Origin of the sequence: Breoghania sp. L-A4 (assembly GCF_003432385.1) — a bacterium.
Classification (GTDB): Bacteria; Pseudomonadota; Alphaproteobacteria; order Rhizobiales; family Stappiaceae; genus Breoghania.
On record NZ_CP031841.1, the window covers coordinates 2,847,001 to 2,873,275 of the forward strand.

Sequence of the window (26,275 nt, forward strand, 5' to 3'; positions counted from 1 at the left end):
CTCGGATCTCTCCTATGTGGAGACCCACGGCACCGGCACGCCGCTGGGCGATCCGGTCGAGATCGCCGGCCTCACCCAGGCCTTCGGCGACGGCGCGCGCGAGACACCCTGCTATCTCGGCTCGGTGAAGTCCAACATCGGCCACCTGGAAGCCGCGGCCGGCGTCGCCGGGCTGATCAAGCTGCTGCTGGCCCTGCGCCACAAGCGCCTGCCCGGCCACCCGACGCTGACAACCCTGAACAGGCAGATCCGCGTCGGCGACCGCTTCGAGGTTCTCACCGACACCATCGACTGGCCCGCGCCGAAGAGCGGCCGCCGGCTCGCCGGGCTGTCGTCCTTCGGCTTCGGCGGCGCCAACGTGCATGCGGTGATTGAAGAGGCGCCGGAGCGCGAGGCGGCGGTCCGCGCCGCCCGGCCCTTGAGCGTCTTCAACAGGACGCGCTTCTGGGCGGAGGCGGCGCATCTGCCGGATGCACTACGGACGCAGGCGTTGCCTGCCGCCGCCACCCCTTCGGATCGCCAACCCGCTAATCTCACCGGCATGCTGTTTGAAACCACATGGCGCCCGGCGACCCCGGAGATCGCGCCAGCAACCGGTGCGGCGCTAATCCTTGACGCGGGCGGACGCAGCGCGGCGGCGCTTGGCGACAGGCTTGGCGCGCGCATCATCACAGCGTCGGATCTCACCGGTACGGCAACCGACCGCGCGCTCATCGGCGAGGCGCCGGCCTTCGTCCTGTTCGTCGCGGACGCCCGGTCGTTTGCCGCACGCGCGCCCGATGCCGTGGTCGCCGCCCGCGAACAGGGACCTCTGGCGCTGGTACGCCTCGTGCGGGCGCTGCATAGGGCCGACAGCCTGCACCTTGGCGTGCTGACGAGCGGCGGCACCGCACCGACCGGCGAGGACAGCCCCACGGCTGCGGCGCTGATCGCCCTGACCCGCACGATCGCCCACGAATATCCGCGCTGGAGCGTCTCGGCGATCGACATCGACCGGAAAACACCGGTCCGGGCCGTGACGCAAACGGTGCTGCCGGCACTGCTGTCCCCCGGCGGCGACGTGCTGGCGCATGCGCACGGCAGCTTCTTCGCGCGCTCGTTAACGCCCGTTGATGCCGGAGAGGCGGCCTCGCCGTTCAACGCGAAGGGCGCGGTCCATGTGATCATCGGCGGCCGCGGCGGCATCGGTGGCGCCCTGGCGCTGGATCTCGCCCGGCGCGGCAAGGCGCGGCTGGCGCTGATCGGCCGCTGCGCCGCGGAGAACGACACCGAGACGCTTCTGGGCGAAATCCGCGCCGCCGGCGGCGAGGCGCTCTACGTCCGCGCCGACGCCACGGACGCCGAAGCTCTGGAACAGGCGCTGTCCGAGGTGGTCGCGCGCTGGGGCGGCATCGACACCATCGTCAATGCGGCCATGGTGCTCGACAATCATCGGCTCAATGAGATGAGCGACGCCGCCTTCCGGTCGGCGTATGACGCCAAGGCGCAGATCGCCAGCGCGCTGGAGCAGGCAATGACGGCGCAGGGCCTGAACTGCACGGTCGTCCACATGTCCTCGGTGCAGAGCCTCGCCGGCAATCCCGGCCAGGGCAATTACGCCGCCGGCTGCGGCTTCCTCGATTGCTGGGCCGCAGGATCTCCCATCCCCACAAAGCTGATCTCCTGGGGCTATTGGGGGGAAATTGGCGCGGTTTCGGGCGAAGCGTGGGCAAAGGCCATGGCCGTCCAGGGCATCGGCTCGATCCGCCTCGACGAGGGTCTGGCGGCGCTGGATGCGCTGCTGTCCGGCGAGCACGGCACCCTGACACTCGCCAAGGGTACGCCGGAGGCGCTCGCCAAACTCGGAATCGGAGGCACCTCGGTCGTCACCGACGACATGCCGGCGATCGCCGCCACCGACCCGATGCAGCACGCCCTGCCGCTGCTGGAGCAGGCGACGGCCGCGAAAACCCGCGCCGTGCTGCTCACCGCCGCCGGTGCCGATGCGCCCGCTTTCGATCAGACGGACGCCTGGGCCGCGCGGCTTTCGGTGACGCCGGCCAACCGCCGCCTGCTGGAGGCGCTGCTGTCGGTCGCCACGCAGGCGGATGCCTCCGATTCCGCCGATCTCGATGCCTTGAAGCGCGCTCATCCGGTGGTCGGCGCCCATGTGACGCTGTTGAGGCGCGTCTTCGACGCCCTGCCTGATCTGCTGGCCGGCCGCATCGACGGACCCTCGGTGATCCTGCCCGACGGCACGCTGGATCTGGTGGAGCCGATCTACACCGGCAATCCGATGGTCGATGCGGCCAACGCGCAAATGGCCAAGATTATCTCAAGGATCGCCAATGACGGCGACGCGGGCGCGGTGCTGGAGATCGGCGCAGGCACGGGCGCCACGAGCCGCTTCATTCTCAACGCCCTGGCGCAGACCGACCACCCGGCGGAATACTGGTACACGGACGTCTCGCCGGTGTTCACCCGGCACGGCTGGCGGCTGCTCGCCGGCAACTATCCGCGCGCCCGCTTCGAGCCGCTGGACATCGAGGCGGATCCGCTGGCGCAAGGGTTTGAGGCGGGCGGCTACGACGTGGTGCTGGCGTCGAACGTGCTGCACGCCACCGCCGACATCAGCACGACGCTGAAACACATCGCGATGCTGCTGAAACCCGGCGGCCGGCTGCTGCTCGGCGAACTCACTCAGGTGCTACACGTCAACACGGTGATCTTCGGCCTGCTGCCAGGCTGGTGGAACGCCAGCGACGGCCGCCGCCTGCCGCATGCGCCGCTGCTGTCGCTCGACGAATGGCACAAGGCGCTCGGCGAGGCAGGCTTTGCCGTCGATCCGGTCTGGCAGGACGCCTTCGGCCTGTCGGTGATCTGCGCCACGCTTCGCAAGCGCAGCGGCAGCGTCGACATCCGCTACAGCCAGCCCGTGGATCGCGAACCCGCAAAGCCCGCAGCGGCCGCCTCCGGCCCGCTGGCCACGGAAATCGCCCGCCATCTGGCCGAGGTGCTGCGGCTCGACGCCGGGACAATCGACGCCGACGCGCCCTTCATCGATCTGGGGCTGGATTCCATTCTCGCGGGCGAACTGGCGCGAAAACTCTCCGACGCGCTGGCGCTCGACATCAAGCCAACAGAGTTCTTCAATCATCCGACGGTTGCCCGGCTGGCCCGCAATCTCGCACAGCGCGGCGCGGCAGCCGATAAGCCCGCCGAACCGCAAGCAACAAGCACAGACGACGACGCCTTACTGCTTGATCTTCTCGGCGATCTGGAGAGCGGAAAATCCGACGCCGAGACGGTCCGCAAGGCACTCCAGGACGGTCCGGGTGGCACGCCGCAACCGGGTACGCCGAACAGCCGCGAGGACCGGCATGGTTGAGCGCTCATACGAGCCCGGCAAACAGGTCCCTTCCGGCGGATCATCCCCGGAACCCACGCGCACGGCGGCAACACTCCGTGACGCGGACGCCGCCACCCACGGCCGCAATGCCGCAAGCGGTCCCACCGAACCCGTCGCCATCATCGGCATGAGCGGCCGCTTTCCCGGCGCCGACGACATCGAGACCCTGTGGCAGGCGTTGCTCGACGGCCGGGATCTGGTCACAGAAATCCCGGAAAGCCGCTGGAGCGCGCCGGAGCTGGCGGCGGACGGCGCCTGCCGCTGGGGTGGGTTCCTCGAGAACGCGGAAGGATTCGATCCGCATTTCTTCGGCCTGTCGCAGCGCGAGGCGGACCACATCGACCCGCAGCAGCGGCTGTTTCTCATGGAGGCCTGGAAGGCGCTGGAGAACGCGGGCCACGCCGGGCCCTGCGCCGACGGCGCGCGCATCGGCACCTTCGTGGGCTGCGCGGAGGGCGACTACGGCACGCTGCTGCACGACCGCGGCGCGCTGATCAACCCTTACGCCTTCATGGGCAACGCCTGCGCCATCCTCGCCTCGCGCATTGCCTATCATCTGAACCTCAACGGCCCGGCGCTGGCGGTGGACACCGCCTGCTCCGCCTCGCTGGTCTCCGTGCATCTGGCGTGTGAGGCCCTGCGCGCGGGCGAGTGCGACATGGCGCTGGCCGGCGGCGTCTATGTCATGTCGACCCCGCGCCTGCACCGGCTCGCCACGAGTGCGGCCATGCTCTCGCCCACCGGCCGCTGCCACGCGTTCGGTGCCCAGGCCGACGGATTCGTGCCCTCGGAAGCCGTCGCGGCGCTGCTGCTCAAGCCGCTGGATGCGGCATTGGCCGATGGCGACCGGGTGATCGCGGTCATTGAGGCCTCGGGCCTCAATCAGGACGGCCGCAGCAACGGCATCACCGCCCCAAGCGCGCCCTCCCAGGCCGCACTCCTCAAACGCATCTATGCCCGCGCCGGCATCGATCCGCGCTCCATCGGGCTGATCGAGGCGCATGGAACGGGCACGAAGCTCGGCGACCCGATCGAGTTTCAAGCCCTGACGGAGGCCTTCGGCAACCAGCCGGCCGGCCACTGCGCGCTTGGCAGCATCAAGAGCAACATCGGCCACGCCCAATTGGCGGCCGGCATTGCGGGCCTGGTGAAACTGATCCTCAGCGTCGAGCGCGCAACGATCCCGCCGACGCTGCATACAGAGACCGTCAACCCGCATCTCGATCTCGAGGCTTCCCCCTTCCGCCTGCCCAAGAGCGCTGAGGACTGGACCGGAGACGTGCGGCGCGGCGCGGTCAGCGCCTTCGGCTTCGCGGGCACCAACGCGCATATGGTGGTGCGCTCGCACGATGCGCCGGCGCGTTCCGCGCAGGCCTCCCCAACGCTGATGCTCCTCTCGGGCGCGGACGAGGTGGAGCTGAAGGACAATGCCGCGCGCCTTGTGACCGCGCTCAAGGGCGGGACCCATGATCTCGCCGACGTCGCCCTGACGCTGATCGCGGGCCGCGCGCATCCCGCCTGCCGAAAGGCCATGGTGGCTGACACGCTTGCCGGCTTCATCGCGGCGCTCGAGACCATCGCCGCGGGCCAGGCTCCGCGCGCCGCGCGCGCCGATCTCATCGCCATCGTTCCCGCCCTCATCGGCCGGTTGCCCGAGCACGCGGCCGATGCGGGGGAAGGCACGCGCAAGGCGCTCGACGTGCTGGCGCAGGCCTATGAGGCCGGCGCGCCGGTGACGCCCAAGTGGCTGCGAACGCTGATGGACCGGCCGGCACGACGCGTCGCCCTGCCCGGAACGCAATTCCGGCTGCGGCGCTGCTGGATCGACGCGCCGGAGACACCCTCGGCGAATGTCGCTTCCACCGTTCTCGAGATCGCCGCCGACGATCCGCTTCCCGAGGCGCACCGGGTGGGGCCGCGCGCCGTCGTGCCCGGCACGGCGCTGCTGCTTGCCGCCCTGGGTGGGGCATCCGCCCTCACGGACATCCGCTTCAGCGCCATGGCGGAACGCGGCGCGCCCGGACCCTTGCGCCTGAAAGCGACGACAAAGGACGGCGCCGTCACCCTCACCGGCGATGACGGCACGACGCTGCTGACCGCGAACCGTGCGGATGCCGTCACACCGGATCGCCCCGAGCCGGATTTCCCGCCGTTCGATGCCGCGGCGTCCGACCGGGCGGACGCCCTGCCCGGCCGCTTCAAGGCCGCGGGCCTCGACTACGGACCCCGCCTGCGCGGCATCAAGCAGATCATGGCGTCGGGCGATCGCGTTCGCGCGGAAATCGCATGCGCGGAGGGCCGCGAGCGCTTCGGCGTCGCGGGCGTCAGCGCCGAGCTGCTTGACATCGCCTGCCAATGCGTCGCAGCCCTGCTGCCCGATGACGCCCCGCTGCCGCTGATGGTGCCCGCGAGCCTGAACGGTTTCGCACTGCTGCGGCCCCTGAAGAACGCGGCCGAGGTGCGGCTAACCCACACCGGCGGCTCGCCAGACGGCGGACCGATGACCGTCGACATCACGCTTCTGGATTCAGGTGGTGCGCCGGCCGCCCTCCTGCGCGGCCTGACCCTGCGTCCGCCCCGGGACTCGGCAAAGGACGCAGCAAAGGGCGTCACGCTGCTACTCACGCCGCGCTGGATCGATCCGGAGCCACTGCAGCCCTCCTCCGGCGCCGCCGCGCGGCACCTCACCATTCCCGCGTCCGGCGGCGATCCCGTGCAGGCGGCCAAAGGTATGCTCGCGCCGGCGCTCGCCTTTTGCCGCGACGCTGAGCTGAAAATGGGCAGGCCGCTGCGGCTCATCTGCCATTGCGCGCCCGACGATCTTGCACCGATCGCCGCCTTCTGGCGCTCGGTCACCAGGGAATATCCGTCGCTGGCCGTGGCCTGCGTCTCGTTGGACAGGATGGACATGGCGCAGGCGGAGGCGCTGGTGCCCGATGCGGGCGTCGCTGTCGCAACGCTCACGCCGCAGGGCGCTCGCCGCCGCGTTCTGCGTGAACAGGCGCCCGCAACGCCTTTCGATTTCAGGACACTCGTCCCCGGCGCCATCGCGATCACCGGCGGCGGCGCGATCGGCGGCATGCTCGCTGGGTATCTCGCCGAGCGAACCGGCATGACCGTCGGCGTCATCGGCCGGTCGCAGCCCGACGGGCAACACACGCCGCATGGCTCCGGCACGGTTCTGCGGCTTGCGGCCGACGTCACCAACGAGGCGGCCCTGGCGTCTGCGCTGGACCGGCTGCGCGGGAACGGCCCGATCCGGCTGGTGATCCACACGGCGGGCATCGCGGGCGACGCGCCGCTGGCCGATCTGACCGGTCCCGACGGTATGGCGCTACTCGACAAGGTGCTGGCGCCGAAACTCGCCGGTTGCGCGCTTGTCGACCGGCTGACGCGCGCCGATCCGCTGAAGGCCTTCGTCGCCTTCGGCGGCCTGGTGGCGCACACCGGAAACGCCGGTCAGGCGGCCTATGCGACGGCCAACGCCCTGCTGGAGCGCTGGGCAGACCACCGCGAGGGCAAGACCCGGGTGATCGCCTGGCCGCTCTGGGCCGAGGGCGGCATGGCAATCCCGGACCGCATGCGCGAGGCGCTGGAGCGCGCCACCGGCCTCATGCCCATGCCGGATGCGGCGGGGATCGACGCGCTGGCGGGCGCTTTGGGCGGCGGCGAGACGACGCTTGTCGTGGCGCATGGGGACCGCGCGCGTCTGCTCGACGCGCTCTGCCCGCCCCCGCCGCGAAAGCCTCGTCAGGCTCCGGAAACACGGACCTCTCCGGCTTGCGCGAAGTCTTCTCGGCCAAGGTGCTCGACATCGTCGGACAATCGCTGAAAGTCGATGGGGCTGCGGTGGATCTGGAAACCCCGCTCGCCGACTACGGGCTCGATTCCATCGCCGTGACCGCGCTTGTGGACGATCTCAACCGCCAGACAGGCGCGAAACTCAATCCCACGCTGTTCTTCGAGGCCCGCTCGCTGCACACCATCGTCACCCATGCGCTCGACGCCTGGCCGGGCGAGATCGCGAAGGCGCTCGACTGGACCCTCGCCGCTCCGTCCCTCACAAAACCTGCGGAACCCGCTCAAGCGCTCCAAATGCCGCCCGCCGCATTGATCACCGAAACGCCGCGGCCGCAGATCGCGCGCGACACTGCGGACCCGATCGCCATTGTCGGGCTCGACCTGCGCTTCCCCGGCGCCGACGACGCGGACACCCTGTGGCGCGTGCTTCTCGATGGGGCCTCCCAGGTTGGCGAGGTGCCGCGCGAGCGCTGGGACTGGCGGGCGCAGCCGGACGGGCCGCAACAGGCGCTGCGCTGGGGCGGCTTTATCAAGGGTATCGACCGCTTCGACGCCGGCTTCTTCGGCATCGCGCCGCTGGAGGCCGACGCCATGGATCCGCAGCAGCGGCTGTTGCTGCACTCCGCCTGGCGGGCGATCGAATCCGCCGGGCACGGGCCGCGCACGCTGGCCGGATCGCGGACCGGCGTGTTCATCGGCTGCGCCGGCTACGACTACATGACGCTGCTGAACCGCTCTCAGGCCGCGCCGCAGGGCTGGAACGCCACCGGCGTCGCGCCCTCGCTGATGGCCAACCGCCTGTCCTATGCGCTCGATCTGCGCGGCCCCAGCGAAAGCGTCGACACGGCGTGTTCCTCCTCGCTGGTGGCGCTCGATCGCGCCATGAAGGCCCTGCGCGCAGGCGCCTGCGAGGCGGCCATCGTCGGCGCCTCCAGCGCCATGCTGGCACCCGACCTGCACACGGCCTTCGCGCGCGCGGGGTTGCTCAGCCCCAGCGGCCGCTGCCATGCGTTCGATGCATCCGCCGACGGCTACACGCGCGGCGAAGGTGTCGCGGCGCTCTATCTCAAGCCCCTGTCGCAGGCCCGCCGCGACGGCGATCCCGTGCTCGGGCTGGTGCTCGGCAGCGCCGTCAACCATGGCGGCCACGGCACCTCGTTGACGGCCCCGAACGCGCAAGCCCAGGCGGACGTGCTGCGCGCGGCCTGGGCGGACGCAGGCATCGCGCCGGCGGAGATCGGCTACATCGAGGCGCATGGCACCGGCACCGCACTGGGCGATCCGGTCGAGATTCGCGGGCTGACGGCGGCGCTGGCCGACTGCGCCTCGGAACCGGGCTCCATTGCCGTCTCCACGGTGAAAAGCCGGCTGGGGCATCTGGAAGCTGCCGCCGGGCTCGCCGGCGTCATCGCGGCGCTCCTTGCCGTCCGGCACGGCATCCGTCCGGGCAATCCGCAGATCCTTGAACGCAATCCACTGATCGTGCTCAAGGACACGGCCCTCGCCCTGCCGCGCGAAGCGAGTACCTGGCCTCAGCGGGAACGCCGCATCGCAGGCATCAGTTCCTTCGGCTTCGGCGGCACCAACGCCCACGTCGTGATCGCCGCAGCCGACGAGGATGGCGAGAGGACCAATTCCGGCGGGGATCGTCCGGCGCTCATCGTGCTCTCCGCCCGCACCGACGCCGATCTCAAGGCCCGCGCGGCCGATCTCGCCGCATGGATCGCGAAACAGGCCCTGCCGGCGGCTCAAGTGACTGATGACACGAGTACCGAGCTCGCCGCGCTGATCGCCGCGCGTCTGGGTCTTGCGCCGGATGCCGTCTCCATGGACGAAACCCTGGCCGAACTCGGTTTCGACGCACCCCTTCTGCGGACGCTGGGCCAGGCGCTATCGGATCGGTTTGGCCATGCCGCCTCGCGGACGCCCTTGTCGGTCGACACCACACCTGCGCAGATCGCGCGCAGCCTCGCGCCCGGCATGGAGACGGCCGAGCCAGGCACGGCCGCCACGCTCGCGGATCTCGCCTACACACTGCAAGCGGGCCGGGACGCAATGGCGCATCGCCTGGCCTTCGTCGCCACCTCGCTGGACGAGGTTCGGGCGACGCTGGACGCCTTCACAGTCAGCGGCAACGTTTCGGACATCTGCCAAGGGATTACAGATAAGCAGAAGCAAGGCGCGGCAAAGCTCTTCGCGCGCGAGGCCGGACAGGCGCTGATCGCCCAGGCCGCAGCCGACGGCGCGCTGGAAGACCTCGCGGCGCTGTGGTGCGAGGGCGCGACGATCCCCTGGGCGGTGCTTTGGGACAAGAACGCCTTACCTCGACGCCTCGCCCTTCCCGCCTACCGCTTCGCCGGCGAGCGCCACTGGCTCGCGGGGGCGGCGCCGGAGAGCGCCGCGCCACTCACGATCCTGTGCCCCGGCTGGCAGAAAACCAGCCTGCCCGGCGTCGTGGATTTCGTACTCGCGGATAGCACCGGACCCTGGCCGAACGACCAGCCGTTGGTGATCCGTCTGGACGAGACCTCGGATCCGCAAGCCGGCATCGCCCGGCTCGCGTCAAACATGCGCGCAGCGCTTGAATCCGGTCCGCTGCGGCTTGCCATCATCATCCCGGGTCATGCGCCGGACCGCGCGGCGCTGGCCGAGGCCATCGCGGGCCTCATCAAGGCCTGGGCGCGGGAAACACCGTCATTGCGCGCCATCGCCGCCTTTGGCGATGACGGTCGTATGGGATCTCTCGCCGCCGCAATTGAGACGCTGCCCGCCGGCAGTCTGATCCGGCTGCGCGGCGGAGACGCCGAAATCCAGGTCCTGCGCGAAACGCAACCGCCAGCAAACGCGCTCGACATCAAGGGACGCGTGTTTCTGATCACCGGCGGCAACGGCCAGATCGGCCGGTTGCTCGTGGCCCACCTTCTCGATCAGGGCGCACTGGGCATCATCACCATGAGCCGCACAGCCGCCCCCAGCGACGACGCGCGCGTGATGGCCTTCGCCGGCGACTGCACCCGGCCGGACGACGTGGCCGCGGCAGTGCGGCTTGCCCGCGACGCCTTCGGGCGGATCGATACGATCATTCACGCGGCCGGTGTTTTGTCCGACGGGCTGATGCAGGGCGACGGGCTGGCGAGAATGCCCGCCGTGCTCGCGCCGAAGATCGGCGGCCTCGACGCCCTGCTCGCGGAAGGCGTGCCCGTCGTGGCCTTCTCCTCGCTCGCCGGCTGGCTGGGCAGTCCCTCGCAGGCTGCCTATGCCGCTGCCAACCGCTATCTCGACGGCTACGCGGCGGCGCTGGGGCCTGAGCGGCTGCGCACCCTGGCCTGGCCGCTGTGGGACGAGGCCGACGCGGCGACGCCGCAGGCGCGCCTCGCGATGAAACGCGAACTCGGTCTTGAACCGCTCGCAACCCGCCAGGCCTGGGACATTCTGGCGAGCACCACAGGGCCGGTGTCCGTTGTCGTTCCGGCGGGAGACGATGCGCCCGTCATGGCCCTTCTGACCGCGGCCGGGGCCGCCGTTCCCGTGTCCTCCGCCAGCGGATCGGCACGCGAGCTGATCGCCGAGGCGCTCGGCCTGCAGGCGCCGCCGCCGGGCGATGCACGGCTGGGCGAGATCGGCTTCACCTCGCTCACCGCCGTGCGCCTCGCCTCCGACCTGCGCACCCGATGCGGCCTCGACTGGCCGCTGAAGCGCTTCTTCGAGCACGACAGCGTGGAGGGTCTCGCCGGGGCGCTCGATGTGGCGCTGGACGAGGTGCGCGACGGCGCCTCGATGCGCGATGACGCGCGGCCCCCGGCCCCCATCCTGCACATCGCCCCTGCGCCCGCGCGCACCGAGTGCGCCCTGTCGTCCGGCCAGCGCGACCTGCTGCTGCATCAGCTCGTCACTCCGCGCAGCTACGCCTACAACCTGCCGGTGCTGTTCCGCCTCGATCCCGCGCTCGAAACCGGCGCTTTACGCGACGCGCTGGACCAGTTCGTCCGCCGCCACCCGCTGCTGCGCGACACCTACCGCCGCGACGGCGACACTCTCCTGCGCGTTCCGGGCGACGATACAACGCTTGCCCTTGAAGAGCTCACAGCGCCAGACGGCGACGATGCGGCACAGACCGCCTGGCTGCGCGATCTGGCGCGCCGGTCCTTCCGCCTCGACCGCGACGCGCCCCTGCGCGCCATGCTGATCACCGGACTGAACGACGCCCCGCGCGCCCTGCTGCTGACCCTGCACCACATCGCCGTGGACGGGTTGTCGCTCGCCATCCTGCAGCGCGACCTCGACGCGCTGATTGCCAGAAAACGCCTCGCAGCGCTGGATGACGCCTACGCGGCCTTCGTCGAAGAGCAGGCCGGCTTCCGCGGCTCCGATGAAGGCCAGAACATGCTGGCGTGGTGGGGCGAGACGCTCAAGGATCCGCTGACGCCGCTCGACCTGCCCACCCTTGTTCGCCCGCCACGCGACCGCGCCAATCCGCAGGGAAGCCACCGCACGGCGACAATCACTGCCGATACGGCCACGGCCTTGAAATCCCGCTGGGTTTCGGGCGGCACGACCATGGCCGCCGTGACGCTGGCCGCCTGGGCCGCGGTGCTCGGCCGTTTTGCACCAACGGGTCCAGTGCGGCTGATGACGCCCGTCGCCAACCGCCCCGACCGTCGCTTCAGTGACACCGTCGGGCTGTTCATGAACCCGGTGCTGGTGAATGTCGTCGTGCCGGAAAGCGGGTGCTTCTCAGACCTGCTGGCCAATGCCGCCGGTTCCCTGCAGGACGCGATCGAACACGCCCGCACGCCGCTGGCCGATGTGATGGCGCTCCTGGCGCGCGACGGAAAGCCGCCGGCGCTGCATGAGGCCGCGCACGCGGGGTTCCTCTATCAGGACTGGCACGGCGTCTCCGAAGGCCCGCTAACGCGGCTCGACACGCTGCACCATGAGGGCGATTTCATCCTGGCGCTGGAGGTCATCGACACCGCCGAGGGACTGCGGCTGCTGCTCAAGCACGACGAGGCTTTTGTCGATGCCGAGACGGCGGAATGGCTGTTGCAGAAAACGGCGAAACTCCTTGAAACGCTCATCAAGGAAGATCCCGAGCTTGCCGCGCTCGATGCCGCCGAGGCCGCGGACCAGACACGGATTGCCGCCTGGAACGCCGCGACGCGCGACACGATACGGCACATGTCCGTCTCCGAGCGGCTGCGCCAGCACGCCGCCGCGACCCCGAATCGCCCGGCGGTCATCAGCGGCACAGACACCTGGGACTATGTGCGAGCCGACCGGCACGCGGACCGCGTAGCAAATGCGCTGCATGCCGCCGGTGTCACCACCAATGATATCGTCGGCATCCGGATGGACCGCGGCATCGCCTTGCCGTCGGTGCTCATCGGCATCTTGCGCGCCGGCGCGGCATATCTGCCGCTGGACCCGGCCTTTCCGCAGGCCCGCGTCGCCTACATGCTGGAGGATTCCGGCGCGCGCTTCCTGATCGATCTGACGGACGATCCGCTTTCCGCCCCCGGCCTGACCGTGATCCGGCCCCAGACCATTGCGGACTCGCCCGAAATGCCTGTGGACACACGACAAGCCGGCGCGCTCGCCTATGTGCTCTACACGTCAGGCTCCACCGGCAAGCCCAAGGGCGTGCGCATCCCGCGCACGGCACTCGACAATTTTCTCACAAGCATGGCGATCCGGCCTGGCCTCGACGCGGACGACCGGATGCTGGCGCTGACCACGGTGTCGTTTGACATTTCCGGGCTGGAACTGCTGCTGCCGCTCACGGTGGGCGCCTCGGTGGAGATCGTATCCGCCGCCCAGGCGCGCGACGCCCGCGCCCTGCGCGAGTGCCTTGAAAGCGGCGCCATCACGATCGCCCAGGCGACACCGGCCACCTGGCGCATGGTGCTGGCGGCGGGCTGGACCGGCGGCGGCGCGCTCAAGCGCCTGCTCATAGGCGGCGAGGCGCTGCCGGCCGATCTGGCGGAGACGCTCGCAGGCCTCGTTCCCGAGGTCTGGAACATGTACGGCCCGACCGAGACCACGATCTGGTCCGCCTGCGGCCGCGTCGAGCCCGGCAGGCGCATCACCGCAGGCCTGCCGATCGCCAACACAAGCCTGCATGTGCTGGACGAGGCGCTAAATTCGCGCGCCATCGGCGCGACGGGCGAACTGGCCATCGGCGGCGACGGTCTGGCCGAAGGCTATCAGGGGCTGGCCGAGCTGACGGCGGAGCGCTTCGTCGACATTGCGGACGAGACCGGCGCGCGAACCCGCGTCTATCGCACGGGCGATCTGGCGCGGCTCCTGGCAGATGGCTCGTTGGAGATTCTCGGCCGCATCGACGCGCAGGCCAAGCTGCGCGGCTTCCGCATCGAACCCGGCGAGATCGAGGCGACGATCATGCGCGGCTTCAACTGCCACGATTGCGCGGTGCTTGTGCGCGCCTCAGACGGCGGCCTCGATGAACTGGTGGCCTTCTGTGTCGCCGGCGCAAGCCCGATGCCGCCAATCCCCGAGCGCATGACAGCGCTTGCCGGCTGGCTGCCCGATCACATGGTGCCCACGCGCTGGGTCGATCTGGAGACCCTGCCGCGCACCCTGAACGACAAGACCGACCGCAAGGCCCTCTCAGCCCTGCCGCTTGAACCGCAGATGGCCCAGCCCGCCAGCATCAGCCAGACGGACGCGATCCGCCGCTCGCCCCCCGTCGACGCCACCATCCGCCTGGCGATCGCCGCGATCACCGGCCAGACCGCGGCCACACTCGACGAGACCCTGCCGCTGACGCTCTTCGGTCTCGACAGCCTGCGCGTGGTGCGCCTCGCCGAGGATCTGGGCGAGGCCCTCGGCCTCGACGTAACGCCGACCGACGTCTTCAACGCCGGGACCATCAAGGGGCTCACCAATGAGCTGACCGGGCGGATGCCAGCGACGACGCCCAGGCTGGCCGCCCCGGCGATCCGCGACCAGACCCAGACGCGCGAGACCGACATCGCCGTCATCGGACTGTCGGGCCGCTTCCCCGACGCGCAGGACCCGGACGCCCTGTGGCGAAATTTGATGGCGGGTCGCACGTCCTTCAAGCCGGTGTCGCGGGACCGCTGGGACGTCGACAGCGTCTTTGATGCGCGGCGCAACCAGCCCGGCCGCACCTACAGCCGCGTTGCGGCATTGCTCGACGACATCGCCGGCTTCGATCCGGCGGCCTTCGCCATGACGGAGCAGGAGGCACAATCCACCGATCCGCAGCAGCGGCTGTTTCTCCTTGAAAGCCTGCGCGCCCTGCGCGACGCGGGCCTGGATCCGGCGGTGCTCGCGGGCAGTGCCTGCGGCGTGTTTGCCGGCGCCACCTTCGGCGACTACCACCGACTGCTGGAAGCCTCCGGCCGCATGGACGCCTTCGCCATGGCGGGCAACAGCCCCTCGCTGATCCCGGCGCGGCTTGCCTATCATCTCGATCTCAAGGGTCCGGCCACGGCGGTGGACACCGCCTGTTCCGCCTCGCTGGTGGCCGTGCACGACGCCTGCCGCGCGCTGATTCAGGGCGAGGCCTCCATGGCAGTTGCCGGCGGCGTCTACCTGATGACCACATCGCTGGCGCAGGTGCTTTCCGCCGGGGCCAACGTGCTCTCCGCCGAGGAGGTGTGCCGCCCGTTCGACGCGCGCGGCGACGGCATCGTGCTGGGCGAGGCCGTGGCGGCGCTGGTGCTGAAACCGCTTGGCACGGCCATCGCCGACGGCGATCCGATCCGCGCCGTCATCAAGGGCACCGCGATCAACCAGGACGGTCGCACGGCGGGCATCACCGCGCCCTCCGCACCTTCGCAGGCCGCGGTCATCGCGCAGGCATTGGCGAACGCGGGCGTCGATCCAGACACCATCGGCTATGTGGAAGCGCATGGCACCGGCACGCGGCTGGGCGATCCCATCGAGATCGACGGGCTGCGCCGCGCCTATGGCGACGAGACGACGACGCCGAAACTGCTGGGCTCGATCAAGGCCAACATCGGCCATGCCTATCAGGCCGCCGGCATCGCGGGGCTCGTCAAGGCCATTCTCTGCCTGGAAAACGGCCTCGTGCCGCCGCAGCCAGGGCTGGAGACCATCAATCCGCTGCTGAAACTGGAACGCACCGCCTTCCGCGTGCCCCTGGAGGCGACAGACCTGAAAGGCGCCGCGGGCGTTCCCCTGCGTGCCGGCGTCTCGTCCTTCGGCTTTTCGGGCACCAACGCCCATGTGGTGCTGGAAGCCTGGCCCGAATGCGCGCCACGCCCGCAGCAGGATCACGTCGCGACCGGCCAGCGCTGCTGGGTCGATCCGACACCCCAAGCACCGGCAAGCCCGGTCGCCATCGTCACCCGTAGCGACGACACCGTTAGCGTGACGGCCCCGATGCGGCGGAGAAAATCCGCGCGGAACTGGCCGCACTCAGCGGCCTTGAGGCCGAGGCCATTGCCGGCGACGCGGCGCTGGACGTCGATCTCGGGCTTGATTCCATCAAGCTGATGGGGCTGGCGAGCCGCTTCGGCATTTCCACCGATCTCGGCCAATTGCACACGCTGGACGACCTGCTTGCGGCCGCCGGCGCTGCTGGAACAGCAAGAAGCGTATCCAACGATCCCGCCGCCCCATCGACAGAACCGCAGGAAACCGGCACGCCGATGCCGCTCGCCGATGCCCAGGCGCTGTTCCTGCTCGGCCACCACCTGATCGATTCAAGCTCGTTGTGCAGCTGGCTGCGGCTCGAAGGCCCGCTGGACCGCGACCGGCTCGCCCGCGCCTGGCAGCGCATGGTCAACGACAATCCCGGCCTGCGCATCATCGCCACGCTGCCCCCCGGCGCGGCAAGGCTCGGGGAAACGCAAAGCCGCCTGCTCACCGGCGTCAGCGTTCCGCCGATCCCCGTGACCGATCTCTCGGCCCGCACGCTCGATGCGCAGGACGCGGCGCTTCACGACGCCTTCGAGGAGGGTCTCAACCGCGAATGGGACCTCGGCCAATGGCCGCTGCACCAGATCGCGCTCTTTGACCTGGGCCACGACCGCCACGCGCTGTTCCTCACCAATGAGCATTTCATTTCAGACGGCATCGGCAACCAGTTGATCCTCGCCACGCTGCTGCGGACCTACGCGGCGCTCGGTGGCGCGGGCGCGATGCCGGATGCTTTGAATGATGACGCCTTCCGCGACATCCAGCGGAGGCTCAAGGAGCACGGAGAACGACAAGACGCACCGGCAAGCGGTGGCGCGCCCTACGGATGGATGCCCGAGGGCGCGGAAATCCGCAGCCATCGCCCGCATTTCTCGGTCTCGGTGCATGAAACCAGCCGCGACGACACCGCCGCGCTGGAACGCGCGGCATTCAGCCTCGGCGGCACGCTCAACGCGCTGCTGATCCTGGCGCTGGGCCGCGCCGCTGCCCGCACCGAGCCCGCCGGCGCCGTCGCCATCCAGATGCCGACCAGCGGCCGCGCGGTGGCAGACATCGATGCCGGACGCATCATCGGCTGCTACGCCCAGAACCTGCCCGTGGATCTGGGCTCCGAGCTCATCGACGCGCCCTGGGCGCAGGCGCTGCCCTCATTCGCCAATCAGATCAACGGCCTGCTGGCGGCGGAGGAAGACTGGCGCGTGACCGCCAGCCTCGCTGCGACGATCCTCTCCGACGTTCCGGTGGAGCACGCCCGCGTGCCCGAGCGCATGCGGCCGATGTTCCGCTCGAAACTGCGCTCCAACCTCTATGCGCCCTTCATCGGCGACACCGGCATCGCGGGTTCCTATGGCGATCTCACGGTCGCCGCCTATCGCGCCGGCACCGTCAATGGCGCCGCCACGATCGACGTGCTGCACGAGATTTTCGACGGGCGGCTGCACGGCTCTTGGAATTTCGACGCCAACAGTTTCCCGCCCGACGCCATCGCCGCGCTGCGCACCGCATTTGAGGAGGAACTCGCCGCCGCCCGCGCGGCCGCGGCCGGTCTCACACCAACGCCAGGGGGCTCACGGCGCAAGGCGGCACAGGACATCCCGCCGATCCTTGTTCAGGCGGCGCAAGCCGTGCTCGGCGAGCCGCTGCCCGAGGGCGCGGGCACCCGCGATCTGTCGGAAATCGGCATCGATTCCCTGCGCAAGGTGCGCATGCTGACCCATCTGCCGCCGGAAATCCGCCGCGACGCGGACAAGCGCCGCGCGCTCATCGGCGCGACCACCCTGTCCGGCATGGCCGAGGCGCTCGGGATCGAAGACGCATGGGGTGGCCACCCCCTGCCGATCAACGCGATCCTCGAGCAGATGAAAACACGGCCCGAGGCCGCCGCCGTCACAGGTCCCGATGGCACCTTCACCTATGGCGAACTCGACGTGACCTCCGCGCGGATTGCGGCATTGCTGCGCGACAAGGGCGTGCGGCCCGGCGACCGGGTGGGCCTCTTGTTCGAGCGCGGCCGCGGCTTCGTCGCCACCATGCTGGGAGCCTTGCGCGCGGGTGCGGCCTACGTGCCCATCGACCCTGCCTACCCGCCCGACCGCATGGCCTATATCGCCGAGCACGCGCGGCTCGCGGCGCTCGCCACCTCGCCGGATCTGGCGAGCTGGGCCGGAGGGCTGACCGGCAACACGCCGGACACCGTCGTCGTGGTGATCGATGACGCGGCACTATCGGGCGATTTGCCCGACGACTTTGTGACGCACACGCCGGCGCCCGAGGACCTGATGGTGATCCTCTACACCTCCGGCTCCACCGGCCGGCCCAAGGGCGTGGCGCTGGATCACGCCGGTTACGCCAACCGCCTGGCCTGGCACCAGAAACAGTTTTTGCTGCAGCCAGGCGAAAGCGTCGCGCACAAGACCTCCGTGTGCTTCGACATATCCGTTTGGGAGCTTTTCTGGCCGCTGATGCAGGGCGGCATTCTCACCGCCATCGGCACAGACCACGTGCGCGATCCCTGGGCGCAGGCGCAGATCATCCGCGAGCGGCCCATTTCCGTCATGCATTTCGTGCCCTCGATGTTCGAAGAGTTCATCGCGGCACTGGAAGTGGAGCATGACGCGGGCGAGGATATCGCCTTCCCCGACCTGCGCTGGGTGGTGCTTTCCGGCGAAGCCCTGCCGATGCCGGTGGTGCGGCGCTGGTTCACGCTGCTTGGCGAGAATGCGCCGCCATTGGCCAATCTCTATGGCCCGACCGAAGCCTCGATCGACGTCACCTGCGCGGTGATCTCAAGCATGCCGGCTGAGACGGAGGCGAGGATATCCATCGGCGCGGCGATCGACGGAGTGCAACTCTATGTGCTCGACGACGACGCCAGACCGCTGGGCGACGGCGAGACTGGCGAGCTGTGCATCGGCGGCGTGCAGCTCGCGCACGGCTATTTCAATCAGCCTGACCTCACGGACAAGGCCTTCATTCCATTCACGGATTCCGCGCTCGTCGGCGACAAGGTCTATCGCACGGGCGATCTGGTGCGGCGCGGAGCCGACGGCCGTTTCGACTATCTCGGCCGCAAGGACAGCCAGGTAAAAATCCGCGGCCACCGCATCGAACTGGGGGAAATCGAGGCCGTTCTCGGCGAGACCCCGGGCGTCCGCCAGGCGGCGGTCGTGGTGGAACAACGCAATGGAATCAACAGCTTGCTGATCGCGCATATCGCGCCTGAAAGCGCGGATCCCGGGGCGGCATTGGCGCATTGCAGCGGCAAGCTGCCGGTCTACATGGTCCCGAACCAGATCCATGTGCACGCGCAATTGCCCGTGACGCCGAACGGCAAGCTAGACCGCAAGGCCTTAATGAAAAAGCCAGAATCCGCACCCGTCGCGGAGTTCGCGTCCGCCCCGCTGGCCCCCGCGCAACGCTGGCTGGTGCAGCATTTCCCGGCACCCTACCGGTGGTGGGGTACAGCCGGTTCCACGTCCACCGCGTGCTCGACGAGGCGCTGATCATCCGGGCATTCGAGACGCTCACCGACCGTCATGAGGCGCTGCGCACCGTCTATCGTCCTGACGAGACTGGGGAAATCCGGCAGGTCGTGCTGGAGACTGCCGGTGCGCCCGAAGTTTTGGTCCGCGATGCGGGCACGCTACCAGCACTCACTAATTTCTCGAATTTAGCGACAGAGTTGCGAGAAATTTGCGACAAATTCGAAATCAGTAGACTGCCGCTGGAGGCGGCGGTGATCTTGCGGCACGGAGCCGGTCATTTCGAATTCTGCCTCGCCAATCACCACATCGGCGGGGACTTCGTCAGCGGCGATATCCTGTTCCGCGACTTCTGGTCCGCCTATGACGCCCTGGAGGCGGATATGGTGCCATTCGAGGACACCAGTCCCCGCCCGGCCCGGCGGCCTTCGCCACCGCCCTGGCGCAACTGGAGGCTGATGGCGGACTGGATACAGATCGCGCGTTCTGGGGCAAGGCGGTTGCCGAGAGCACGGGATTCACGCTCGCCCCCGACCATCCGGATGCCGCGAACCGCGAGGACGACACGAGGACGATCGAGCGGATCCTGCCGGCGGATCTCACCAGGGCCCTGCGGACAGAGACCCGGCGCAGGCTCGGGCTCGCGCTGTATCCGGTTCTGTGCGGGCCGCTTTACCAGGCTCTGGCGCAAATGGCGGGCGGCAACAAGGCGGTGCTGAGCCACCGCATGACCGGACGGTGCACCCTAGGAGCGCTCGACGTTACCGAAAGCGTCGGCAACTTCGCTGTGCACTTCCCGTTGCCGCTGGCAACCGACCATCTGGATGCCGACGATCTGTGCCGTGCTGTCGCCGCACAGCTTGCCAGCGTGCCGCACGCCGGGGCGAGCTACGACTGGTTCGGCAAAACCCTGGGCGATAGCGCCTACCCGGACGATTGCCTGACGCCGCTGCGCGTCAACTATCTGGGCGTGCTGCCGCCGGATGAGCACGGCGTCTTCCGCTTCGCGCGCGAACACCACAACCAGCGGCTGGCGCCGCCGGAGCAGATCCGCAGCGCAGAACTGGAATTGCATCTGGCTGTGAGCGACGACCGGTTGAGCCTGCGGCTGTCCTACGCGCAGGCCCGCTGGGACGCCGCGCGGCTGGAGGCGCTGATCGACGACTATCTGCGCCGGCTCGAGGCGCTCGCGAAGACACCCGACGCGTAGCGGTTTCGCGCTCACGCAGCCTTGCGCCGGAATGCGTGAAAACGCCATTGCGCCGCCGCATGCCGTTCGGGCAGGATCGAAACGAAGGAATCATGCCATGGCCGCCTATCTGCTTTTCGTCTTCTACGTCATCCTCGTGCTCCTCGTCGCCCGGATGGGCCGCGACAGCCGCCTGGGCTATGCGGGCTCGGCGATCCTCGGCGTGCTGATCACCCCGCCGATCCTCGCGCTGCTGCTCTACGGGCTGTCGCCGCGCAATCCGAACCTGCCCACCGTCTATGAGGACGACGGACGCGCCTCGCGATGACCGCGACCGTCCTGTTGTTCGCCGGTCAGGGCTGCCAGTTTCCGCGCATGGGCGAGACGCTGTTCACAGCGGACGCCGCCTATCGCGAAACCATGTTCGCCGCCGACAGGATCGTGCGCGGGCTGGGCGAGCCGTCACCGATTGAGCGGATGTTCAGCGCCGACGCCTCCTGGTGCGAGGATCTGACCGTCAGCCACCCGGCGATCTTCGCCTGCGAATGGGCGCTGTACCGCAGCTTCGCCGCGCAAGGCGGCGTGGCGGACGCGGTGCTCGGCGTCAGCCTGGGCGAATACACGGCGCTCGCCGCCGCCGGCGTCTACGACTTCAAGGATCTCCTGGCACTGGTCGTCACCCAGGCGCGGCTCGCAACCGAGCTGATGCCCGAGGGCGGCCTGCTGACGGTGCTGGCCGATCGCGGCGTGCTCATTCGCCATCCCGACGCCTTCACGGGCTGCACGCTGGCCGGCACCGGCTACGCCCGGCATTTCACGGTCGCGGGCGACGCCACCGCCATCGAGCGCTGCGCGGGCCGGCTGTCGGAGCGCGGCGTGCCGGTCGCGCGTCTTCCCGTGCCACGGGCGTTTCATTCACAGGCGGTATTTCCCCTGCAGCAACCATTCTCGCAGGGCCTGCGCAAGCTGCCGCCGCCGCGGCCAATGACCCTCCCCGTCTACAGCGCCGCGACCGGCTCCCGGCTGGCGCCCTTCGACCCCACACATCTGTGGCAACTGGTGCGCGATCCGATCGATTTCCCGGCGGTTCTCAAAGCCGTCGACCAGGATTTCCATGACGCCCGCTACATCGATGCGAGTCCCAGCGGCACCCTCGCCACCCTGATCTCCTACGGCGACGACCCGGGCCGCGCCGCGCGGACGGAGAGCCTGATGAAGCCAGCGGGCCGACCCGCTGTCCCCCGCGCCGTTACCACGGCCGCGACTGCCTGATTCCAAAACATCCGAGGAATGACAATGCGTCTTGAGTTAACCGCAATGAGCGCCGCGCTGAGCGGAACAATTGCCCTTCTGTGCATGCCGGCGATGGCCGAAACCCAATATTGGGACTATCGCGACTGGACGGTCACGGCCGAGACGGTCGACACCGGCGAGGATATCCGCGTCACCTGCAAGGCGCACACGGGCGGTGACGGCGACCCGGTCGTTTCCGTAACCCTGTCGAACGGCGACGCCGGTCCCCCATACGCCTATCCGAGCGTCGCCATCGAGGAACATGCTCCACGTCACCACACGACCCTGATGCAGGACGGCGACACCATCAATTTCCTGTTCGACGACGGCGACAGCGCCGCCACCAGCGCCGTCGCCGGATTTGACGAAGACGGCTTTGCCGAAGCGGAAGCCGGATTCTACGACATGCCCGGCAATCTCCAAATGTTGCAAGGAATGAGGCGCGCCGGACAGATTGAAGTCATCCGAGGGCGGGATATCGTCTACACCGCGTCGCTCAACGGCTTCACCGCAGCCTACGGAAAAATGGCCGAAGCCTGCGGCTTCAGCACCATCGGCGTGATCGAATAGTCGCTCACGCCCGCAATCATGGTATCGCGTCACCCCACAGGCGCGGGTGACGCCATCATCGCGCCGGTTTTGCGAATGCCCCCTTTCATAGGCGAGGAGCAGTGATGCGTGTTGAGCTGATCGCGATCATCGCCGCCCTGACCGGCGCGGCGGCGCTCCTGAGCGTCCCGGCATCGGCCGACATGCAATATTGGCACTATCACGACTGGACGGTCCGGGCCCAGACACTCGGGACCGGCGCGGACATCCGCGTCACGTGTATCGCGTACACCGGCGGCAACGGTTACCCGGTCCTCTCCGCAACCCTGACGAAAGGCGACGCAGGGCCTCCGGAAGCCTATCCAGGCGTCGCCGTTGAGGAGTACCCGCCGCAGCATCAAGCGACCCGGATGCGGAACGGCGAGACAATCCGTTTCGTGTTCGACGACGGCCACAGCGCCACCGCCAAAGCCGTCACCGGGGTCTACGATGACGACTTTGCCGAAGCACAGGCCGGGTTCTCGACCATGTCCGAAAATCTCGGCGTGCTGCAGGCGATGCGCGGCGGCGGACAGGTTGAGATCATGCGCGGCCAGGAGAGCATCTACACCGCGTCGCTCACCGGCTTCATCGAGGCCTATGGAAAAATGGCCGAGATCTGCGACTTCAGCACCGTTGGCATGATCGAGTAGCGCGCCGCGCCAGGCGCTAATATCCAGTGGATGGATCAGATGACGGGGACATCCCACCCAAGCCTAATGGATCCTCGGCACAAGGCCGAGGATGACGACGGAGGCGGTTTTCTTATTCAAAGACAACACCCTTCGTCATGCTCGGGCTTGTCCCGAGCACCCACGCCCGAAAGGCGATGCGCGCCGGAAAGGGTACGATCCCAAATCCATTGCATGCCCTCAAGGGGAGACGGACTCCGCACGTCGGCGCATCATGTTGCGGCGCCAACGGCTGCGACAAGCTTCGTCGCGACGTTCTCTAGCTCTCCCGGAAAACATGGGCGATCTGGTCGCTCAAGGGCTTGATGAGATACGACAGCACGGAGCGCATTCCGGTCTCGATGAACATCTCCACGGGCATTCCCGGCACCAGCCGCTTGCCCTCGAGCTTTTCGAGTTCCCCGTCCTCGATGACCAGCCGCGCGGTGTAATAGCTCACGCCGGTCGCCTCGTCCCGGCTGAGATCGGGCGACAGGGTCATCACGCGGGCCTTGAGCTCGGGCGTCGTGCGCTGATCGAAGCTCGACAGCCGGATGATGGCGCTTTGGCCGGCGTGCACCTGATCGACATCGATGGGCCGCACCTGCGCTTCGGCGATCAGCACATCCGATCCCGGCACCACGAACATCAGGGTCTCGCCCGCGCCGATCACGCCGCCGACGGTGTGGATGGCAAGCTGATGCACAATGCCGGATTGCGGCGCGCGGATATCGATGCGGCGCAACCGGTCGCGGGCCGCGATCTGCTGCTCCTGCAGTTGCGCGATCTTCGAGCGCACGGTCTGCAACTCCGTCAGCACCTGCTCGCGAAACTGCTCGTCCAACTGAATGATCTGAATGCGCCGCTCGCTGATCATCTCCCGCGCCTGGGCGATCTGCGAAATGAAACCGCCGCGGGCGCCCGACAGATCGGCGCGGGCGCGCTTCAGCGCCGTGATCTGCGATTTCGGCAGCAAGCCCTTTTCGAACAACTGCCGGTAATCAGCCAGTTGATCCTCGATCAGCGCAATGCTTTCCGCCTTGGCGTCGCGCTGCACCTCGAGCCCGGTGATCTGCTCCTCGGTCTGCGAGATCTGCTCGCGCAGCTGCGACTTGCGCCCCTCGAGGCTTGCGCGGCGCGCCGCGAACAACGCCCGCTGGCCCGAGAGGCCCGAGGCCACCTGCGGTTCCGCGTCGCGCCGCCGCAGCAGTTCGTCGGAGAAGGTGATGACATCGGCCCCGTCGCGCTCGGCGACAAGCCGCGCCTCCTGGGCGCGCAATTCGTCGAGCTGCTTGGTGACCACCGCCAGATTGGCGACCACCACGGTATCGTCAAGCCGCACCAGAAGATCGCCCGCTTCCACCGAATCCCCGGCCTCGACCAGAATCTCGCCGACAATGCCGCCTTCCTGATGCTGCACGCGCTTGGCGTTGGATTGCACGACCACGGAGCCCGAGGCGATCACCGCGCCGCCGATCCGGGCGGTTGCGGCCCAGCCGCCGACGCCGCCCAGCAACAGCACCACAAGGACGCCGCCGACGAGCAAATTGCGCCGCAACGAGGCGGCGACACGATCGCTGGGGCCTCTATCCATCGGTCTTGACCACTTTCAACGGGCCGCCGCCGCCGGGACGGGTCGGACCCGGGCCGGACGGAGCGGCCTGGCCCGCGAGCTGATTGATCTTCGCCAGGACGGCATCCTTGGGACCGAACGCCACCTGCTGTCCCTCCTTGATGTAGAGCAGCTTGTCCACCGCGGCGATGGCGCTGGCGCGATGCGCGACGACGATGACAATGCTGCCCTTCGCGCGCATGGTCTGGACCGCGGCTGAAAGCGCCGCCTCCCCCTCGCCATCGAGATTGGAATTCGGCTCATCGAGCGCCAGCAAAAACGGCGCGCGGTAGAGCGCGCGGGCGAGCCCGACGCGCTGACGCTGGCCGGCGGACAGGCGCGCGCCGCCCTCTCCGATCATCGTGTCGAAGCCCTCGGGCAGCGCCTTGACAAGATCATGCACGCCCGCGAGACGCGCGGCCTCGAGCACGCTCTCGGACGACCGGTCAGGATCGAACCGCGCGATGTTGTCGGCGATGCTGCCGTCAAACAGTTCCACGTCCTGCGGCAGATAACCGATGCTGCGGCCGATCGCCGTGCGCTCCCACTGGCTGTATTCCGCGCCGTCGAGGCGGATTGAGCCGCGCACGGGCGGCCAGACGCCGACGAGCGCGCGCAGCAGACAGGTCTTGCCGGAGCCTGACGGGCCGATGATGCCCAGGCCATCCCCCGCCTGAAGCCGGAAAGTGACGCCCTGCACCAGCGCCGCGTGTTCGCCGGGCGCGGCCGTCGCCAGTCTTTCGACAACCAGCGTGCGCGATGGCGGCGGCAGAACGGTCTCGGGTTCGGTCGCCGCACTGGCCTCGAAAACCCGCGTCAGGCGTCCGCGCGCCTGCCGCGCGCCGACGAAGCCGCGCCAATTCGCAACGGCCTGTTCCACCGGCGCCAGCGCCCGCGCGGTGATGATGGAAGCCGCGATCATGATGCCCGGCGAGACCTCCTGACGGATCGCCAGCCAGGCGCCGAGACCGAGAACGGCGGACTGCAGCATGAAGCGAAACGCCTTGATGGCGGTGCCGAATGTCGACGCCCGGTCGGCGGCGCGCTGCTGCACGCTCTGGTAGACAAGATTGTCCGCCTCCCAGCGGCCGGTGAGCGCCTTGAGCATGCCCATGGCGGAGACGACCTCGGCGTTGCGCTTGGCGGCGGCGACGGCGTCGGTTCGCCGGGCGGAGAGTTGCGCCAGCTCTCCCATCGGCGCGCGCACGGACAGCTCGTTGAGGAGGACCAGCGTCGCGATGATCAGGCTGCCGCCGACCGCCAGCCAGCCGAGCAGCGGATGAAAGATGAAGATGATCGCCAGATAGACCGGCATCCACGGCATGTCGAAGATCGCCGCGGGCCCGCGCTGGAGAGGAACTGCCGCAGCAGTTCCAGATCGCGCACCGGCTCCAGCCGCTCGCCCTTGCGCCCGAGCGCCAGCGCAAGCGACGAGCCCGCCGCATAGCTGTTGCCGGACAGCCGCACGTCGAGCGTCTGGCCGATCCGCGTCAGGCTGCGGCCGCGCACCGTCTCCAGAAGACCGAAAAACAAAAACAACATGCCCGTGAGCGCCGCGAGGACGACGAGCGTCGGCACGCTGCGGCTGGTCAGCACGCGGTCGTAGACCTGCAGCATGAACAAGGGTCCGGTGAGCATCAGCAGGTTGATCACCAGACTGATCGCGCCGACGCCCCAGAACGCCGCCCTGCAGGACGCCAGCGCGTCCGCGATCGCGGAGCGGCCGGCGCGGCGCGCGGACGCCCTCACCGGACGCTCCAACCGCGCGCGGCATGCCGACCCGCGCGCCGGCCCGGAGCCGGGCGCAAACGCGCAACACTC

Annotated in this window: 12 protein-coding genes and 1 pseudogene (1 of these 13 cut by a window edge); 10 read left to right on the top strand and 3 right to left on the bottom strand. The window is 69.0% G+C overall.

Annotated elements, in window-relative coordinates:
• The 10 genes and pseudogenes from D1F64_RS13005 to D1F64_RS13050 all read left to right on the top strand — a co-directional run.
• Positions 1-3,367: the 3' portion of an SDR family NAD(P)-dependent oxidoreductase gene (locus D1F64_RS13005; protein WP_248304776.1), read on the top strand. 35 nt of this gene lie to the left of the window's left edge; the window shows 3,367 of its 3,402 coding nt (coding positions 36-3,402); its start codon lies beyond the left edge, outside the window; it ends in the stop codon at positions 3,365-3,367.
• Positions 3,360-7,220, top strand: a complete 3,861-nt coding sequence (locus D1F64_RS13010) for a beta-ketoacyl synthase N-terminal-like domain-containing protein (protein ID WP_117412794.1) — start codon at positions 3,360-3,362, stop codon at positions 7,218-7,220. Before D1F64_RS13005 ends, D1F64_RS13010 begins: the two co-directional genes overlap by 8 nt.
• Complete coding sequence (locus tag D1F64_RS13015) at positions 7,169-15,694, top strand: non-ribosomal peptide synthetase (protein ID WP_162901534.1); 8,526 nt, start codon at positions 7,169-7,171, stop codon at positions 15,692-15,694. The genes D1F64_RS13010 and D1F64_RS13015 overlap by 52 nt, the downstream gene beginning before the upstream one ends.
• On the top strand, positions 15,694-19,122 hold the full coding sequence (locus D1F64_RS13020; protein WP_117412796.1) for a non-ribosomal peptide synthetase: 3,429 nt from the start codon (positions 15,694-15,696) through the stop codon (positions 19,120-19,122). Before D1F64_RS13015 ends, D1F64_RS13020 begins: the two co-directional genes overlap by 1 nt.
• Positions 19,104-19,421: pseudogene (locus tag D1F64_RS25125) on the top strand (condensation domain-containing protein); the annotation flags it as partial. The gene D1F64_RS13020 and the pseudogene D1F64_RS25125, both read left to right, overlap by 19 nt.
• Positions 19,422-19,567: 146 nt before the next feature.
• Positions 19,568-20,311 carry a condensation domain-containing protein gene (locus D1F64_RS25130; protein WP_256372900.1) on the top strand — a complete coding sequence of 248 codons (744 nt, stop codon included), beginning with the start codon at positions 19,568-19,570 and terminating at the stop codon, positions 20,309-20,311.
• 97 nt (positions 20,312-20,408) lie between these two features.
• Positions 20,409-20,618: a hypothetical protein gene (locus D1F64_RS13035; RefSeq protein WP_117412799.1), complete on the top strand. Its 210-nt coding sequence runs from the start codon at positions 20,409-20,411 to the stop codon at positions 20,616-20,618.
• Entirely contained in the window at positions 20,615-21,562 is a 948-nt protein-coding gene (locus D1F64_RS13040) for an acyltransferase domain-containing protein (protein ID WP_117412800.1), read from the top strand. Before D1F64_RS13035 ends, D1F64_RS13040 begins: the two co-directional genes overlap by 4 nt.
• Positions 21,563-21,607: 45 nt before the next feature.
• Entirely contained in the window at positions 21,608-22,153 is a 546-nt protein-coding gene (locus D1F64_RS13045) for a hypothetical protein (RefSeq protein ID WP_117412801.1), read from the top strand.
• 104 nt (positions 22,154-22,257) lie between these two features.
• Complete coding sequence (locus D1F64_RS13050) at positions 22,258-22,824, top strand: hypothetical protein (protein ID WP_117412802.1); 567 nt, start codon at positions 22,258-22,260, stop codon at positions 22,822-22,824.
• A 298-nt stretch (positions 22,825-23,122) separates the two neighbouring features.
• Here D1F64_RS13050 and D1F64_RS13055 read toward each other — a convergent pair whose 3' ends face one another.
• From D1F64_RS13055 to D1F64_RS25435, 3 genes are read right to left on the bottom strand one after another with little or no spacing between them, the layout of a single operon-like run.
• The gene (locus tag D1F64_RS13055; protein WP_117412803.1) at positions 23,123-24,436 is read right to left on the bottom strand and encodes an HlyD family type I secretion periplasmic adaptor subunit; all 1,314 of its coding nucleotides are present in this window, start codon (positions 24,434-24,436) and stop codon (positions 23,123-23,125) included.
• Entirely contained in the window at positions 24,429-25,778 is a 1,350-nt protein-coding gene (locus D1F64_RS13060) for a type I secretion system permease/ATPase (RefSeq protein WP_346432234.1), read from the bottom strand. Before D1F64_RS13060 ends, D1F64_RS13055 begins: the two co-directional genes overlap by 8 nt.
• The gene (locus D1F64_RS25435; RefSeq protein ID WP_346432235.1) at positions 25,697-26,203 is read right to left on the bottom strand and encodes a hypothetical protein; all 507 of its coding nucleotides are present in this window, start codon (positions 26,201-26,203) and stop codon (positions 25,697-25,699) included. Before D1F64_RS25435 ends, D1F64_RS13060 begins: the two co-directional genes overlap by 82 nt.
• Between the last annotated feature and the right edge of the window lie 72 nt (positions 26,204-26,275).